General features: G+C 44.2%; 13 protein-coding genes and 1 pseudogene. 5 read left to right on the forward strand and 9 right to left on the reverse strand.

The annotated features are described in order from the left end of the window. Together AB4329_RS06240 and AB4329_RS06245 are read left to right on the forward strand one after the other, a co-directional pair. Positions 1-463, forward strand: a pseudogene (locus tag AB4329_RS06240) (hypothetical protein); the annotation flags it as partial. A 2-nt stretch (positions 464-465) separates the two neighbouring features. After that, the gene (locus AB4329_RS06245; RefSeq protein ID WP_372137846.1) at positions 466-2,145 is read left to right on the forward strand and encodes a BatD family protein; all 1,680 of its coding nucleotides are present in this window, start codon (positions 466-468) and stop codon (positions 2,143-2,145) included. Between the two features lie 69 nt (positions 2,146-2,214). Here AB4329_RS06245 and AB4329_RS06250 read toward each other — a convergent pair whose 3' ends face one another. From AB4329_RS06250 to AB4329_RS06270, 5 genes are all read right to left on the reverse strand, one after another. Beyond that, the gene (locus tag AB4329_RS06250) at positions 2,215-4,359 is read right to left on the reverse strand and encodes a GGDEF domain-containing protein (RefSeq protein ID WP_372137848.1); all 2,145 of its coding nucleotides are present in this window, start codon (positions 4,357-4,359) and stop codon (positions 2,215-2,217) included. A 336-nt stretch (positions 4,360-4,695) separates the two neighbouring features. Further along, a complete protein-coding gene (pstB, locus tag AB4329_RS06255) occupies positions 4,696-5,445 on the reverse strand; it encodes a phosphate ABC transporter ATP-binding protein PstB (protein WP_004732036.1) in 750 nt (249 codons plus the stop codon). 90 nt (positions 5,446-5,535) lie between these two features. Then, positions 5,536-6,399 (reverse strand): phosphate ABC transporter permease PstA, encoded by an 864-nt coding sequence (gene pstA / locus AB4329_RS06260; protein WP_017064256.1) that lies wholly within the window; start codon positions 6,397-6,399, stop codon positions 5,536-5,538. 15 nt (positions 6,400-6,414) lie between these two features. Then, entirely contained in the window at positions 6,415-7,344 is a 930-nt protein-coding gene (gene pstC, locus AB4329_RS06265) for a phosphate ABC transporter permease subunit PstC (protein ID WP_019822958.1), read from the reverse strand. A 111-nt stretch (positions 7,345-7,455) separates the two neighbouring features. Then, entirely contained in the window at positions 7,456-8,277 is an 822-nt protein-coding gene (locus AB4329_RS06270) for a phosphate ABC transporter substrate-binding protein (protein WP_017064254.1), read from the reverse strand. A 480-nt stretch (positions 8,278-8,757) separates the two neighbouring features. On the opposite strand from AB4329_RS06270, the gene AB4329_RS06275 reads away from it, so the two are divergent. Further along, the gene (locus AB4329_RS06275; RefSeq protein WP_372137851.1) at positions 8,758-10,401 is read left to right on the forward strand and encodes a methyl-accepting chemotaxis protein; all 1,644 of its coding nucleotides are present in this window, start codon (positions 8,758-8,760) and stop codon (positions 10,399-10,401) included. Between the two features lie 107 nt (positions 10,402-10,508). Here the strand turns inward: AB4329_RS06275 and AB4329_RS06280 are convergent, their stop codons facing one another. Together AB4329_RS06280 and AB4329_RS06285 are read right to left on the reverse strand one after the other, a co-directional pair. Continuing rightward, complete coding sequence (locus AB4329_RS06280; protein ID WP_136973670.1) at positions 10,509-11,396, reverse strand: lipase secretion chaperone; 888 nt, start codon at positions 11,394-11,396, stop codon at positions 10,509-10,511. A gap of 38 nt (positions 11,397-11,434) precedes the next feature. Next, entirely contained in the window at positions 11,435-12,376 is a 942-nt protein-coding gene (locus AB4329_RS06285) for a lipase family alpha/beta hydrolase (RefSeq protein ID WP_372137852.1), read from the reverse strand. A 474-nt stretch (positions 12,377-12,850) separates the two neighbouring features. Here AB4329_RS06285 and AB4329_RS06290 point away from each other — a divergent pair, with 474 nt between their 5' ends. Next, positions 12,851-14,098, forward strand: a complete 1,248-nt coding sequence (locus tag AB4329_RS06290; RefSeq protein ID WP_372074510.1) for an SGNH/GDSL hydrolase family protein — start codon at positions 12,851-12,853, stop codon at positions 14,096-14,098. Between the two features lie 115 nt (positions 14,099-14,213). Here AB4329_RS06290 and AB4329_RS06295 read toward each other — a convergent pair whose 3' ends face one another. After that, complete coding sequence (locus AB4329_RS06295; RefSeq protein ID WP_017061883.1) at positions 14,214-15,545, reverse strand: DEAD/DEAH box helicase; 1,332 nt, start codon at positions 15,543-15,545, stop codon at positions 14,214-14,216. Positions 15,546-15,906: 361 nt separating this feature from the next. Here AB4329_RS06295 and AB4329_RS06300 point away from each other — a divergent pair, with 361 nt between their 5' ends. Continuing rightward, complete coding sequence (locus AB4329_RS06300) at positions 15,907-16,173, forward strand: Lpp/OprI family alanine-zipper lipoprotein (protein WP_017061882.1); 267 nt, start codon at positions 15,907-15,909, stop codon at positions 16,171-16,173. A 157-nt stretch (positions 16,174-16,330) separates the two neighbouring features. On the opposite strand, the gene AB4329_RS06305 is transcribed toward AB4329_RS06300, so the two are convergent. After that, positions 16,331-17,305, reverse strand: coding sequence for a L,D-transpeptidase family protein (locus AB4329_RS06305; RefSeq protein ID WP_372111989.1), 975 nt, complete (start codon positions 17,303-17,305; stop codon positions 16,331-16,333). Positions 17,306-17,423 lie beyond the last annotated feature (118 nt).

Consider the following 17,423-nt stretch of genomic DNA (forward strand, 5'->3'; position numbering starts at 1 on the left):
AGGTCAGCAAGGTCAGCAAAATGATTCTTCGCAAAGCTCTCAGGATCAACAACAAAGCTCCAGTGGCAAGTCGCAAGATCAAAGCAGTAACCAAGATCAACGCGGTAGCCAAGACCAAAACTCATCTCAAGGCCAACCTGAAAATCACTCTGACTCTGAAAAGTCTAAACAAGACGACAAGCAAGCCACGCAACAAAGTAACAGTGATCAGCCGAAACAGAGTGACCAAGAAGGCGCTACACCTCAAAGTGCTAGCGCACAACAAGCTTCAAAAGAAGATGGTGAGCAAAGTAGTCAGCAAGCTGTAGCACAAACCTCAGATCAACCTCTGTCGCGCGACCCTGACATGCGAAAACTTGAGCAAGTAGAAAGCGCCCGTGACCCGAGCCAACTGCTTAAAGCGCAAATGATTTTACAAGCACGACAAAAAAGTGCTCCTAACAACCAGAACAAAAAGTGGTAACCATGCGATTTTTAAACAAGCCATTTTTATCCGTACTCCTAACATTGTTGTTGGGAGCTTTCTCGTCCTTCTCAGTATTGGCTGCAAACGCCGTGGCGAGCGTTTCACATAACAGTGTCACCAAAGATGAAGTGTTCCTTCTTAGAGTTGCAACCGATGAAAAGGTCTCCTCTGATGCTCTAGATCTAACAGCGCTCCAGCAGGATTTCTATGTTGGCACACCAAACTTTGGGTCGTCGATGCGAATCGTCAATGGCAGCCGTTCGGTATCAAGTGAATGGAACATTAGCCTTGCTCCACTGCGTTTGGGTAAGTTGCAAATCCCGAGTTTTGATATTGAAGGGGCAAAAACCAAGCCTATCACCATCAATGTTGCAATTAACAAAGCCGCTCCAACTCAACATGATATGGCAGAGTTCCAGCTTAATCTCAGCAAGAACTCGCTGTACCCAGAAGAAGTGGCTGAGCTTGATGTAAAACTCATCATCAAAGCTGACCCAAGAAGGCTGCAAGATCCTAAAATAGCGCCACCGAGCTCGCCGGGCTTAGATGTGGAACCTATTGGTGAATCGAAGCAATTTCAAGATGTTCTCAATGGACAAGAGGTGACGGTAGTTCAACAGTCTTTCCGTATCTCTTCACAAAAGGCCGGACAGTTTAAGCTGAATGGACCGAAGCTGAATGGAGCCGTTGTTTACTCAACCAACAACTCCAGTACAACGCGTCTGTTCCAGCTCGACACGCCCGTTGAAATCTTAGATGTAACTGTGAAGGACGTACCAAAAGGCTACCAAGGTGAGTGGTTACCAACATCAAACTTCAAACTGATTCAACAATGGTCAGATAGCCAAGGCAATCAACTGGGAAATAGTAATGGTTTAGAAGGCGACAACCAAACCATTGAAATGGAAGCGGGTGATTCGTTAACTCGTACCATCACGATGACGGCTAGCAACTTAACGCAACACCAGCTGCCAAAACTGAATATCACCTACCCTAATTCGGTACGTGTTTATGAAGAGAAGCCGCAATTTGGCACAACTCAGTCAGGTGATTCTGTCGTTGTTTACAAGCAAGTCTTGATTCCGAAAGAGGCAGGAAACATCTCGCTTCCTGATGTGTCTCAAGCTTGGTTTAACACCGATTTGCAATCAGAACAAACAAGCAAAGCGCAGGGGCTAGAGTTAGCGGTAAAAGCAAGTGATCGCGCAGCGTCAAGCACTCCACCAGTTACTGCTACGCCCGCCCAACAAGTAAGCCCGACGGTTGTTACTGTGGATAGCCCAGGGATCTGGCCTTATCTCACCGCCCTATTTGCAGCTTTGTGGCTAATCAGCTCAGCATTGGCATTCTACTTCTGGTCACGCCGCGGTGTAACGACAAAACCAACACACACTGTTGAACGTCAATCAGATACCGCAGAAGCGCTTATTGAAGCTCTAAGAACGAAAGATGGCGTGATGACCAGAACCTTATTTGAGCAATGGAAATCTGAAAATACAGATCTAAGTGATGAGACGTTACAAACCGTTGAAGCCGAACTCACCAAGCTAAACCAAAGCCTTTATGGTGAAGCCGGTTCACCAGCCCAAACATGGAGCCCTGAGCTGGCAATCAAAACGGTGAAGAAGCCCAAGAGAGTTGCGAGTAAAAAGCATAATAGTTCGCTAGAAAATCTTTAGTCGACGCTGTTCATCAAGAACAGTAAAACACAAAGGCCGTTGATCATCTTGAGATCAACGGCCTTTATTTTAAGAAAGAGAGGCTGTGACTTTTTTACGTTTTAAGGCAGAAACAATTCGATTTCGCCCCGAGTCTTTGGCTTGATACAAGGCTTTATCTGCCTTGCCATACAACAAATCAAAATCGAACTGATGCTGGTCAGACGTTATCGAGGCATAGCCAACGGATGCCGTTAAATATGGGCTGGTACTACTTTCACAATGCAGGATTTTTGCCTCTTCAATGCATTTTCTAATCGACTCTGCACGTTGCTTTGTCTCTGAGTGATTCGTGCCAATCATCAACAACATAAACTCCTCTCCGCCAATCCGGCAGAAGGTTTCTTTATCATTGTGAACATGGGCATTCAGTATCTCACCTACCGTCCTCAGAGCCGCATCCCCTTCAGTATGACCATAGACACTGTTGTACAAACCAAAGTGGTCGAGGTCGACAAGAATCAAGCCAAATGTAATTTCGTTCTGTAAGGCAAAGGCACCTTGATCGTCACCGTTCAAGTCTTCTAGAACCTGCGACAACATACGGCGGTTTCCAAGGCGCGTAAGAGGATCTAGCTTAGAAATGATATCCAATTGCTCATTCGCCAACTCTAGCTCTTGGGTACGCTTACTGACTTCTTGCTCCAATGTTTCATTGAGCTTTTTCAGTTCTTCTTGAGCCATGGTTCTTTGCAGCACCTCAGCAAGGCTCGAAGCAAAGATACGTATTACCTCACGAAGCTGGGAGGTTAAAGGACTGCGAGTTAATAGGTTATCAGCAGCGATAAACGCAATCGGCTCACCCGTATTGGTGGTGAGCATGGTCATTGCCGTCCAACCGACTCCCACAATATTGAAATCGTGATAGATAGGAACTGATTCTTCAAAGGCAACTTGATTAGGGCAAGCACGAGCTGCGGCTACAATGTCACGTTCCACCAGCTCAGAGCGATAATAGGACTCATCGACAATATCGCCTTTGATGTCAGTGCCCCAAGTACCTTGCATGTAACTGCACTTTTTGTCTGTTAGGAAAACAGCCAGTCGATCGATACCTAGATGTTGAATCGCAAAACTAACCGCGGACTTACAGACTTCACTGACGCTATCGCATCGAGACAGCTCAACCATACTCGAGTGCAACATACGTATGTTCTGCTCTTGGCGCTTGCGAATATAGATTTGAGAAAGCAAAGAGCCAAAAGACTCAAGCATCTGCTTTTGATAGTTAGTAATCGGTGAGCGATGAATGTAGTTATCCATGGCGATCCAGCCGACAGGTTTGTCGCCTTCACGCAAGATAAGCATGCCATTCCACCCCTGCCCGACCACCTTACCTTCTGTATACAGGGGCGCATTATCGATGATGACTAGATTAGTATGGTTATCAAACAGCGCTTCAATGTATTCCGCTTCAAGTTGGTGCAAATCGTATTGAGTGTGGTGTTCACTGTTGGTTTTACCCGCTTCGTCAGTGCCATAAGTTCCGCTGAAACAACGCTTTTTCATATCAAGCAACATGAAGATCGCACGATCAAACCCTAACCTGTCTCGCACAGCCTCAACCGATGCTTTATACAAAGCATCGAGTGACTCAGGGTTAGAAAGCTCAAGCGCGACCTGATGAACCAGCTTCATGTTCTCTACAAACAGCTCACGTAACTTTATCTCATCTAAGTATTGAGCTTCACGTGTGTCTCTGTGTTTGATTTCTAGCGCCGCGTTCTTTTCGGCACGAATACATTGCCAACGGGCAGCCGCGAGCTGTAACACATCAAGATCTTGGTCAAAGGTTTGATTAACCTTCTCAGCATTGCAATTTTGAACAATTAAATAAGTTCTGGAGGCAGGTGCGTTGTCGAGCATCATGATAAACGACTCCCCACCAAGCACTTTCATGTGTTCCCACTTGCAGGTGTTGATAGCCATTGGCAAAACCCCGTCTGCGGTATCAAACTGTGAGACCCACGGCCAAAATGTAGAGGGGTAGCTCGCCAATGAGGTTAGGTCGCCATAAGAAAAAAGCGGTAATGCGTCGCTCTCCGGCGTCGGTTCAGCAAATATTCCTATCCCTTTTGGAGTAAGTACCTTAACCAGATAGTCAAAAAGAGACTCAGCCAACAGACGATGGTCGCGTGTCGCAGATATTTGTTTTGCAAAGGCTTTAACAGGCACAGCTTCCTTCCATTGGCGATTAAGAATAAAGCAAAAATACAGAAGGCTTGATATGCAATCAATGTAAGTGAAAATGAGATGTTAAGCGGGTCGCAGTTTCACCTTTAACATTATCACAAGCATGAGAAGGACGACAAAAATGGGATTCTCTGCCCAAAATCACATCGACATTGGGGATTTTTTAGACACATAAAAAAGCCCCACCTATAGTGGGGCAAAACTTCCATCGCTTATAGTTATAGTGATAATTCTGTTGTTCTATTCGATTATCTAACCTGCGTTTCAGTTAGTGTGTAAAGGTATCTAATCGCTTAAATACCACACGTAAATCGTCGATTAACCGAAGTCACCGTTTACGTAACCTTTAGTACGATCATCTTTTGGTTCACTGAAGATAACGCTGGTTTCGTTATGCTCTACAAGCTCTCCCATTAGGAAGAAAGCCGTGCGGTCTGAGATACGACGCGCTTGCTGCATTGAGTGCGTTACGATAACGATAGTGAAGTCTTTCTTCAGATCTTCCATCAATTCTTCAATCTTGTGTGTCGCGATTGGGTCTAGAGCCGATGTTGGTTCATCCATCAGGATTACATCTGGTTCCATTGCAATGGTACGTGCGATACATAGACGCTGTTGTTGACCACCAGACAGACCAAATGCATGCGCTTTAAGACGATCTTTTACTTCGTCCCACAGTGCTGCACTGCGCAGTGAGCTTTCTACTACTTCATCAATGTGCTTCTTGTCTTTGATACCTTGAGCACGCAAGCCGTAAGCCACGTTCTCGTAGATGCTCATTGGAAATGGGTTTGGCTTTTGGAATACCATGCCTACACGAATACGTAGGTCAGCCACATCAATATTGCCGTAGATGTTTGTACCATCCATATCCAGCTTACCTTTGATAGTAACGCCTTCAATTAGGTCATTCATGCGGTTCAAGCAACGTAGTAGCGTTGACTTACCACAACCAGATGGGCCAATCAGTGCCGTAACCTGACGAGTAGGAATTGGCAGGTTGATAGATTTAAGCGCTTGGTTGTCGCCGTAAAACAGGTCTAGGTTCTCAATATCAAATTTGTTCATGTTCGTAATCTCTAAATTCTTAAATTCGTGTCTAACTTGATGCTTTCTTTATCACGGGGGCTCTCTCTATTGTTGAGCCAGCTAATGAGCTTAGTAAGTTGCCGTGTTGAAGCGTCTCGCAATCAGTTTTGTAACCATGTTGATCAAGAGAACCAATACGATTAGGACTGTCGCCGTGCCGTAGGCTTGGTTCCACTCATCGATAGTAAATAGCTCTGTTGTCAGCTTATATAGGTGAACCGTTAGTGTACGGCCAGAATCGAATACCGACTCAGGAACACGTGCCACCATACCTGCTGTTAAGAACACAGGCGCTGATTCACCAATTACACGACCAATACTAAGAATGACCGAAGTTAAGATACCTGGCATTGCGCTTGGTAATATCAAACGCCAGATAGTGTAGATTTTTGAAGCGCCAAGGCCGTATGAGCCTTCACGGTAAGTTTGTGGTACTGCCATCAATGCTTCTTCTGTAGTACGGATAATTACAGGAAGAATCAAGATACTTAGCGTTAGTGCGCCCGACAGAATCGAGAAGCCAAGACCAAGAATCGAAACAAAGAAGGTCATACCGAACAGACCAAAGATGATCGATGGAATACCAGCTAACGACTCAGTACAGAATCGAATCACTTTCACCAATCGGCTACCTACTTTCGCATATTCAGTTAGGTAAATCGCCGTCATGATGCCTAGTGGCGCAGCTACCGCAATCGATGCAATAACCATGTAGATCGTGGCAATGATCATTGGGAAAATACCACGTTCTTCACCAGTACGAGTGTAATCGTCAGTGATGAAGTTCCAATCTACGTATTGCAGACCGTTCGATAGGATGTACCAAATAATCCAGAATAAGAAACCAACGGTTACAGCTGCAGCTGCCCAGATAAAACCTTTTAGGATGTTATCTTTGGTTTGACGTGCTTGTTTTAGTTTTACGCGATCCATATTACTTATCCTCGCCTACTTCGCTTTTTCACGGTTAAGATAAAGTAGAGCACCATTTAACATCATGATGAACACTAGAAGTACAACACCTGTTGCGTACAGTGCGTTAGCGTGAACGCCACTTGCGTAAGACATTTCAATTGCAATGTTTGCTGTTAGCGTACGAGCAGAGTCCAAAATGCCTTCTGGCATTGCTGGCGCGTTACCCATAACCATGATGATTGCCATCGTTTCGCCAAGTGCGCGGCCGATACCCAAAATCACACCAGTCATAATGCCTGAACGTGCAGCAGGAACGAGTAGCTTAAAAATCGTGTAGATTTTCGAAGCACCCAGTGCAAGTGAACCTTCTTTGTATGTACGAGGTACAGCACGAATCGACGTTTCAGAAACCGTGATAACGGTAGGAAGAATCATGATACCCAGAACAATGATACCGGCTAGGATGGTGTTACCCGCTGGTACTTGGAAAATGTTCTGAATCATTGGAACGATAATTACTAGACCGAAGAAGCCGTATACAACCGACGGGATACCCGCTAGAAGCTCAACTGCAGGTCGAATAATATCTGCAAGACGCTTAGGAGCAATCTCAGCAATAAAAATAGCGGTTAGTACACCTACTGGTACACCAACAACTACAGCTCCAAGTGTCGAAACAATCGATGCAACAATCATGGTTGCAACACCGAATAGAGCTGGAGGTAACCAGTCAACACCCAGAACAATGCCAGAAACGCCGGCCTCTTGGAATGCAGGGATACTCTCTGCAACGATAAAGTAAGCGATAACGGCTAGTGATACGATGCCGATTACAGCACTCGATAAGAACAAGCCGTGAAAGATTCTTTCTCTCCAGTCGATGCGCTTCTTAGCACGTAGACTTGGCTTGTTGATTTGAGTCGCTTCAGTATTCATAAGCTTTTCACTATTTGCGATGGTCATATATAAAATCTCAAACTTTGTGGCTCAATAAGAGCTCGAAATAAACAAAGTTGAAAGAAAAGGCTCAGCCTAAAGCAGGCTGAGCAATAATTAAGATTGAGTCAGTTAAGATTAGTTAACTGTGATGTAGCCTTTCTTACCAGCGATAGCTTGAGCTTCATCTGCAACCATCCAATCTAGGAATTGTTGAGTTTCAGCTGTTGGAGCGCCTGCTTTGTAAAGAACTAGGAATGGACGAGCAACTTTGTAAGAACCGTTCTTAACGTTGTCTACAGTCGCAGCAGCGCCGTCGATAGTTAGAGCTTGAACAGATTCGTCAACTGTACCTAGAGAGATAAAGCCGATAGCGTATGGGTTGCTTGCTACAGAAACTTTAAGTGCGCCGTTACCGTTTGCAACTTGTGCACGTTGAGAGATAGCCGATACTTTCTTATCGCCAATCTTCTTCTTAAGCTTCATGATGTCTTCGAATGCACCACGTGTACCTGATGCAGTATCACGAGTGATTGCTACGATTGGCTTGTCAGCACCGCCAACATCTTTCCAGTTAGTGATGTCGCCTTTGTAGATTGAAGTGATTTGCTCAGCAGTAAGAGCAGATACTTCGTTGTTCGGGTTAACAACAACTGCGATACCGTCACGAGCGATAACTAGCTCTTTCAGGTCAGCTGTTTTCTCTTCTTCTTTTAGGTCACGAGAAGAGATGCCAAGGTCAGCACTTCCATTTTTTGCTGCTTTGATGCCTGCAGAAGAACCTGGTGCTTGAATTTCGATGAACACTGGTTCGCCTTTATTCATGTAGGTTTCTGCAAAAACTTCAACCAGTGGAGAAGCACTGTTAGAGCCAACTACAGAGATAGTTTCTTTAGCTGAAGCTGTATTCACTGTTAGAGCGCCTAGTAGTGCGATTGCACCGATAACTGTCTTTTTCATCACAAATTTCCTTTAGTGGCGTTATTGCCGTAATGTTTTGCTTGAACGAGGCCTACTTTAGAATCCGAATGTGACAGTTGTGTTTCACTTAATTGAAGCCTATGTGACAACTACAAATTAATGGCTAATTTCTCTCCTACTCGACTAATTGATAGTCGCGCGCCCATCAGATGCAGTTATTGAATGCAGGTCTCACCATCGTTTTAGCACCAAAAAACTAGATTTCCCTCTCTATTTATATCCAACACTAACCAATATATTTCTCTATTTATCAATCAAGTGGCCCTAAGACGATGGATAAAAAGATGCACCTTTATCGCCATTTCGAACAATAAACAACCATCCATATCAAATACCTATCGCATATAACGAAATCAAAGCCTTTATTGATTGAATTGTCAGTCTCATTAGTTAGAATCGCCAATTAATTCTAATAATAATAATTCTCATCTATTTATTTTATTCAAAAAAGGACATTACATGCGCCAACTTCTCAGTGGCTTATCAATCAAAATACAAATTCTTATACCCGTACTATTTTCCGTCGTTTTACTTTTAGCCGGTGTCATTATCGGTGGTGAAAAGCTAGAAAGTGCATTCAAAGATGTGTCAGTAGCAACCGACCAATTAATCTTACATAAAGAAGAACTCAGCGAAATCGTCGACAACAGCTATGGCATGCGTATCAAAGCGATTTACAGTCTATTCAATGCTGATGACGTAAAAACACTGGTTGAAACACTAAACCACAAACGTGATCAGAATACTCGCCTACTGAATTCATTAGACACAGTGCCAGGCATGCAAGATGAAGTAGCGGCGATGAACAAAGCGATGAATCACTATGTCGACTTTTCTCGCACCACCATGCTTCCTCTATTAAGAGCGAAACACGGCGATACATCACTCTCTTCAGATTTTGAAAACCGCTACCAGATCGCAATCGACCAATACCGACACGCGGGTAATGACATGGTGCAAGCGATCAACACGCTTTCTAAAAAGTTGAATCTGCTTGCGACTCAAGAAGTCGACATCAATGGTCAGCAACACACCAGCACACTCGATACCGCAACCATTGCGCTTCTAGTGATCCTATCTGTAGCTCTAATTATCAGTTGGACGCTGGCTGGCATCATTGTTAAGCCGATCAGCAATATTCAAGCAACCATGCGCGAAGTGGCAAAAGGTAACTTGTTAGTTAAAGCAGAAGAGTATGGCGACAACGAAATCTCACGCCTAGCGCAAGACGTAAACCAGTCTGTTGAACAGCTGCGTGACACGGTAAGCTCGCTGTCTCGAATCAGTATCGAAGTGGCTTCTGCGTCGACAGAGCTAGCGGCTGTAATGACACAGTCCAGCGTTAACTCAGACCAAGAGAAACAAGAAGTAGAACAAGTTGCTTCTGCTGTAAACCAATTAGAAAGCACAGCAGCACACGTTAACGAGAACGCAGTACAAGCCGACTCAGCGTCTAAGCAAGCTGACGAAATGGCGACACACAGCATGAGCTTGTTTAATGAAAGCAACAAAGCTAACGAACAGATGGCGATTCAGCTAAGCGAAGCTGCAAATGTTGTGGGCACGCTAAAAGAGCACTCTGAACAGATTGGTAAAGTGATTGAGGTGATTCAAAGTATCTCTGAACAAACTAACCTGCTTGCGCTTAACGCAGCAATCGAAGCCGCTCGTGCAGGTGAAAGCGGTCGTGGTTTCGCAGTGGTTGCTGATGAAGTTCGAATGCTAGCGGCACGTACACAAGATTCAACCAAAGAGATCCAAACCATCATTGAAGGTTTGCAGGTTCAATCCGGTAACGCGAATGAAAGCATGAGCAGCTCATTATCTATGCTGGAACACAACCAAACTCTTGCAGGTGAAGTAAGCGCGGCGCTTTCAGGCATTGCTAACTCGGTAACGGACATGACTGAGATTAACACTCAGGTTGCCTCTGCCGCCGAAGAGCAAAGCCAAGTAACCTCAGACATCAACCGTAACATCTCAAACATCTACAGCCTAGTAAGCCAAAACGTTACCGGCATTACTCAAGCCGCTGCAGCAAGCCACGAGCTTTCTAACCTAGCAGAACAACAGAAGCAGCAGTTGGATTACTTTAAGGTATAGGCTTCAAGGTACGAAGTTCAAGGCAAACAGATTCAGGCTGTATGCTCTTTAGAACTCGCCGATAAACAAAAAGCCAGCCATCATGGCTGGTTTTTCGCTTTTAGACACTACTGACGAGATTCAGCCGCTCGAATTCTTTCAATCGCTTCTACCCTTCTAAGCTGTTCTGGTAGGAAATGTTCAGTCCTAAGTTGCGCAATCTTCTCTTGTTGTTCGGTTTTTGATAGGAATGAATCTTTCAAGACATCATTTCGTTCTGCGAAGTAGACCTCTAACGAGTCTTCAAAGGCCGCTCTTTGTTTATCAAGTGCTTCAAGTCTCTGGGTTGCTTCTTCACCGACAAGTTCGCTTCTCTTTAAGTATTTACCCTGTTCATCGAGACCTTCAGAGCTAGAGAGCTGTTGGAGTAACACCTGATTCTGGTGACTCGACTGAACATAATCAGGTTGCTCAGATAGATAGGATTCGAGTCTTTGTTGGTATTCTTCATCCTCTAATCCCTCCTGTTTCAGAAGTAACTTTTCTAAGGCGATTTCTCTCATTCTGTTGTCGTGCGTAAACAGAATACTTATCTCGCTCTCACTGAAAAACTGAGCTTGGAGGTCAAGGAGCGCTTGATTGAGTGCACGTAGATCATCAGCGGAAATGGATGTGGTACCGAACTGCACGTCCAACGATGTCAGTGCCGACTTATACTCAAGATATTTGGCAAACAGTGCTTCATCAACCACGGTTGTTGATGCTTGTTCGTGGTGTTTCGCCACGTTGTCTCGAATATCTTCAAGGGTTAATTCTGTATTACCTGACACGAAATATTCCATCATGTCTTTTGCTGATGCGTTATCGATGTCGGTATCTTGCTGAGAGGTGACTTTCAATGAGGAGACGCGTTGTTCGTCGTCAGTATGTGTATCTTGATTATTTAGATATAAAAAGACCGCCGCTGTGCTCATCAGGGCTATCGTGGTTATCGACAAAATGGCGGTCTTTTTCATCATACTTCCCTTGTTTTCTTGTTAAACGGCTTTGCAGACTACAAGCCAGCCAACTTCAATCGATTGGCATGCTGACGATATAGAGTTACAGGATCTGTCTCAAACAAGTGGTGAATTCCCAATAACCCATTAATCTCATCTAGGTGGTTCATTTTGTAATCATCACCAATCACTTTGCCCAAATGCGCGCTGCATGCTCCTACTAAGCCATCATTAGGTTCGTTGAAGGCTAAGCCTAGGATTGTCATCGCTCCGTCGGTAGGATCAAGAAGGTTGGTAAAAGTGGAAGACCCTGTCCATGAATAGTAATAAACGCCGTTACTTGCTTGCCACTCACCATCGCCACACTCAGACGTCGGAACGCCCTCAGGGTAAAACTGGTTGAAGGCTAGCGAGCCTTCTGTGGTCAATGCTTCAAGAGAAGCGAGGCCGTCTTGGTCGAGATCCGTTCCACCAGATAAAAGGTTAATCAGTGTCGTTAATCCACCTGCTAATTTAACCGCGATACCTTCTGTGACAGAGCCTTCAGATACGTTCCCTCGAACGAGATCAGCGACCTTAGAACCTTTATGCACACCGCCAATACTGGTCACTGAAGCAACAAGATCAGGTCGAACTGACGCAACATAACGAGCCGTAGGCCCACCGTGGCTATGACCAACCAGATTCACCTTACTTGCTCCTATTGCAGCTAACAGCGTTTCAACTTGGCTGAGTAACTGTTCACCACGGACCTCTGAACTGTTGGTTGCAGAGACGTGAGCGACATATACGTTCGCGCCATCTTTGGTTAGGGATTCAGGTACGCCATAGAAATAGTCAACGCCCGCTAATGTATCGAAACCAAACAGACCATGTACCAACATAATGGGGTATTTCGTTTCAGTGTATCCGCTGGCTTCTAATGCTGATGCGCTCGTTCCGGCATATACGCCAAAACTGGATAGGCAGGCTATCGTCCAAATTAATATCTTTTTCAATGCTCTTTCCTTAAACAGATTAGACCTCTGATGAGTAAAAGAACCGTAGATGATGATTTTATAAAACAGAAAGTAACGACTTCATATTTGTGATGGCGAACTTGAATTAAACAGGTGCGATGAACATCAGGCAAACAGAATCAGGAGAAAAAAACATAAGCAATTGATTAAATTAACATTTAACTAAGGTTGATGAGATTGTTCTTTCAATATCCCGACTCAAATATCAATTCAACATTCTCAATAAACCAAAATTATTCGACAAATAACCGTTTGGAAACAGGTGTTTTTCAACCAAAACTCGTTGATAACTTGATGCTTATTCCATTAACGACACACCACAACCCTGAATGTATTGACGCTAATTATTGACTTTAGATATAGGTCGTACCAGTTATTTACTTATCCACTTATCCACTTATCAAGCAACAGCGTTTCTGTTTGGCTCATCTAAATATAAAAGAGAATACAGTGATGAAAAATACGGCTTTAATACTCACGTTAGCCCTGCCTTTTGGCGCTTATGCCGCTGAAGACTCAATACCAACACCTGAATCGATTACATCTGCACAAGTACTCAGTGCACAAGGCTCAGAGACCTATTCATATGTTAGATGTTGGTATCGAACCGATGCCTCTCATGACTCCCCAGCCACCGACTGGAAGTGGGCAAAGAAAGAGAATGGTGATTACTACACGATCAACGGATATTGGTGGTCTTCCGTTTCATTCAAAAACATGTTCTACAGCGATGCCCCGCAATCGGAAATTAAACAACGTTGCGAACAGACGCTCGACATCCAACATGACGCCGCTGACATCACCTACTTTGCCGCAGATAATCGCTTCTCTTACAACCACTCAATCTGGACCAACGACAACGCTTTTCAAGCCAGTAGCATCAATCGTATTGTCACCTTTGGTGATAGCCTGTCCGACACTGGTAATCTATTTAATGGGTCTCAATGGGTTTTCCCCAACGCAGATTCGTGGTTTTTAGGGCATTTTTCTAATGGCTTAGTCTGGACAGAATACCTAGCAAAAGCCAAAGACGTCCCTTTGTATAATTGGGCTGTAGGTGGCGCAGCAGGTACCAACCAATACGTGGCATTGACTGGTGTTTATGATCAAGTCACCTCTTATCTGACCTACATGAAAGTCGCCAAAAACTATCGTCCGGAAAACTCACTGTTTACTTTAGAGTTTGGCCTCAATGACTTCATGAATTACAACCGAGAAGTCGCCGATGTAAAGGCTGACTTTAGCAGCGCGCTGATCCGCTTAACAGAATCTGGTGCGAACAATATCCTGCTGTTCACCTTACCCGATGCAACCAAAGCCCCTCAATTCAAATACTCTACCGAACAAGAGATAATAAAAGTTCGTGGCAAGATCTTAGAATTCAACCAGTTCATCAAAGCTCAAGCCGAGTATTACCAAGGTATGGGGAAAAACGTGGTGTTGTTCGATGCAAGTGCGTTGTTCGCCAGCATTACCGATAACCCAGAACAACATGGCTTTCGAAACGCGAGTGATGCTTGTCTTAATATCAATCGAAGCTCAGCCGCGGACTACTTGCGAAGCCACAGCTTAACCAATGACTGTGCCACCTATGGTTCAGACAGTTATGTATTTTGGGGCGTGACACACCCAACTACAGCTACTCATAAATACATTGCCGACCACATCTTGGCGTATTCGTTCTCGACGTTCAATTTCTAACTAAATATCGAAAAGTAATGGCTGAGCCAAGGTCGAGATACAAAAAAACCGCCTAATATTGGCGGTTTTTATTTATGTCAGTTTTACTAGCAAACGCTTTAAAACTGGCTGGTGATTACTCGTCGTCCACTTTTGGTGCGACTTTCTTCTTAGGGATAAACACGGTATCACCCACGGCCACATTTTGGTGGAAGCTCTTATCGCGCTTAACTGGTTTCTTCGGCGTTTTCTTCGCTTGAGTGTTGGTCTTCTTCTTAGCAGGACCGCCTTTAGCAAACGCAGGTTTACGTGGCTTAATGCCTTTGAATTTACCTTTTAGGCCTTCAAGTACAGAGAAGGTCAAATCTTGTTGAAGGTAAAGTTCAACACGCTTGAAGCTGTCCCAGTCTTTTGGACCAACCAAAGAAATCGCATCGCCTTTGTTACCCGCACGGCCAGTACGACCTACACGGTGCACGTACTCTTCCGTATGCTTAGGCATATCAAAGTTGATAACGTGGCTCACGTTTGGAATATCAATACCACGTGAAGCAACATCGGTAGTTACCAAGATCTTGTAAACCGCACGCTCGAACTGGCTCATAATAGCATTACGTTGCGTTTGGTTTAGGTTACCACTCAGTGCTACCGCTTTAAGCTTCTTCTCGTTCAACTTATCTGTTAAACGGTCAGTATCAGCGCGTGTTGCTGTGAAGATCATTACCTGACGGTATTCAGCTTCTTCCAGTACACGGTCTAAAATCGCTTCTTTGTGATCTAGGTGATCACATAAGTAGAATTTCTGTGTGATATCTAAGTGTTGCTCGTTAGAAACACCAACAGAGATACGCTTAGGTGCGTCTAGCATTTCATTTGCAATGCCATTTACTTCGGCGTGATCTAACGTTGCAGAGAACATCAACGTTTGACGACGACGGTGTTTAGCTGCATTGGCAATGCGACGAAGTTCTGGAGCGAAACCCAGATCAAGCATACGGTCCGCTTCATCAAGGATTAGCGTTTCAACACCATCTAGGAACAATGAACGATGTTCTAGGTGGTCAGCAAGACGGCCTGGAGTCGCAACGATAAAACGAGGGTACTTACGCAGTGCTTTAACTTGGTCGTTAAAGTTCTCGCCACCTAAGATAAGCGCCGCTTCATAAGACAGACCACCAAGCATGCTACGCAGTTCGCCGTAAACTTGCTTCGCTAGCTCACGAGTAGGAGCCAAAATTACACCACGAGGATCTTTAGCAGAAAACGCTTTTGTTTTTAATGCTTTATGTATCATTGGCAACACAAACGCCAATGTTTTTCCTGATCCCGTTTTTGATGAAGCCAATAGATCCTTACCAGCAATAGCAACAGGGATCGCTTTTGATTGGATCTCTGTCGCCTTCTTGAAGTCGTAATGTTTTAAGTTCTTCAGTAAGCGGTTATCTAAGCCTAAATCTTTAAAGTGCAAAGGACTCTCCAGTCATGATGGTATTGAATAAAATTAATTTAACGTGACATGATACCGCGAAAGTACTTTATAAGGATAGAGATCACAGTAAATTTATCCCTTTATCTATCTTTAGCTAGAACAACGTATGCATTGCTAGCAAAGGGATAGCTCTCCAAAAACACCTTCAAGTCGTCTCTAAATCCTTCATCTCATAAATGAGACACAACGTGATACTTAGCTAATTAACTCAAAAATTTAGCAATTTCTTTAGTTATTGTTTTTGCAGTTAAAAAATTAGTCGCTACAATCATTAATGAAGCGACTATATGATAAAGAATGTATAGCGCATCTTTTGATGATAAATAAGCAAGGAGTTCTTATGAATAAGACGTTAATCGCAGCTGCAGCATCAGTTTTCATTTTAGCCGGTTGTTCTTCAGAACCAGAAGAAGCTGCAGTGTCAGAAATGGATCAACTAACTAACCAAGTGGCTCAACTTACAAGCGAAGTTGAAGCACTTAAGAGTGACAAAGCAGCCGCAGAAATGAAGGCTCAAGAAGCAGAAGCAGCCGCTATGGCAGCGAAAGAAGAAGCGGATCGTGCTAACGAACGCATCGACAACATCGCTGAGTCTTACACTAAGTAGTTTGAGATCTAATCGCGATTAAGCTGTAGATTAAATAAGTCGCAAAAAGCAGTATATAGACAGCACCACTTCTTATCGGATGTGGTGCTTTTTTTGGGTGACACTAATGCGAGTAAACAAGATAAAACCGCCCCTTGTTGCAGAAGAGGCAATCGAATTAAAACTCAATCACAGGTGGTGCTATCTCTACAGGTACGCCGTTTTGAGCAAAGATAACCGCTTTCGCCTTTGAATTTGGCAGTTCTGCGTCTTCAAGCCACCATTTTAGTTCCACAGGGATCTGTAATGATTTCTTTGAACCATCACTTCGAGTTAATGGCTCGTGCGCTTCTACAAACACACTTCTATCAGGCTCTAATGACACCTTAATCGGCTCATTGATAATGGTGACCTGTTCACCACGGTTCACTTGCTCAAACAGCCACTCAATGTCTTTAGGTTCCATTCGGATACAACCAGAGCTAACTCGTAAACCTATCCCGAAATCTTTGTTTGTACCATGGATCAAATAGTCGCCAGCGCCATAAGCAAGCCTCAAAGCGTACTCTCCCAATGGATTTTCCGGCCCGGCAGGAACCACTCTCGGTAATTCAATGCCCTTTTCAAGATACTCGTTGCGGATTGAATTTGGTGGCGTCCATGTTGGATTCGGTCTTTTTTGGCTTATCTTGGTGATCATCTCGGGAGTATCACGCCCCACTCGACCGATGCCGACAGGGAAAACATGCACCTGATTTTTCTCAGGCTCAAAGTAATACAACCTTAACTCAGCAAGATTGATGACAATCCCCTTTCTTGGGGTGTCAGGCAAAATCAAGCGGCTTGGAATGCTTAACACATAGCCTTCCGCGGGAAGAAAAGGATCCACCCCTTTGTTGGCTGCCATTAAAGAGAGAAAACCAATATCGTATTGCTTGGCAATGATGGCCAAGGTTTCGCCCGCCGCCACTTCATGCTGCTGGATTCTGCCCACAATGCGGCTTTCCGTTGGTGGCAATTCAAAGGTTGCAGCAGACACCCACGATGAAGCTATCCCGCTGGCAAGCAAAGTAGTTCTTACAACAAACGACGCCGCCCTGTGGAGTCGTGTTTTCATTGACTGCAAAGGCGTCGAGTTAACGCAATACGACATACAAATCCTTGGTTTGTCTTTTATCAAAGTTTAGATTATCTCTGATCAAACGTCTCTACAACGTATTGTTGTCTCGAAACTAATAGGCAACAAGTTTATATGTAAGCCTTTTCTTCTC

Source organism: Vibrio sp. 10N.261.54.A5, assembly GCF_041471145.1.
Lineage (GTDB): Bacteria > Pseudomonadota > Gammaproteobacteria > Enterobacterales > Vibrionaceae > Vibrio > Vibrio crassostreae_C.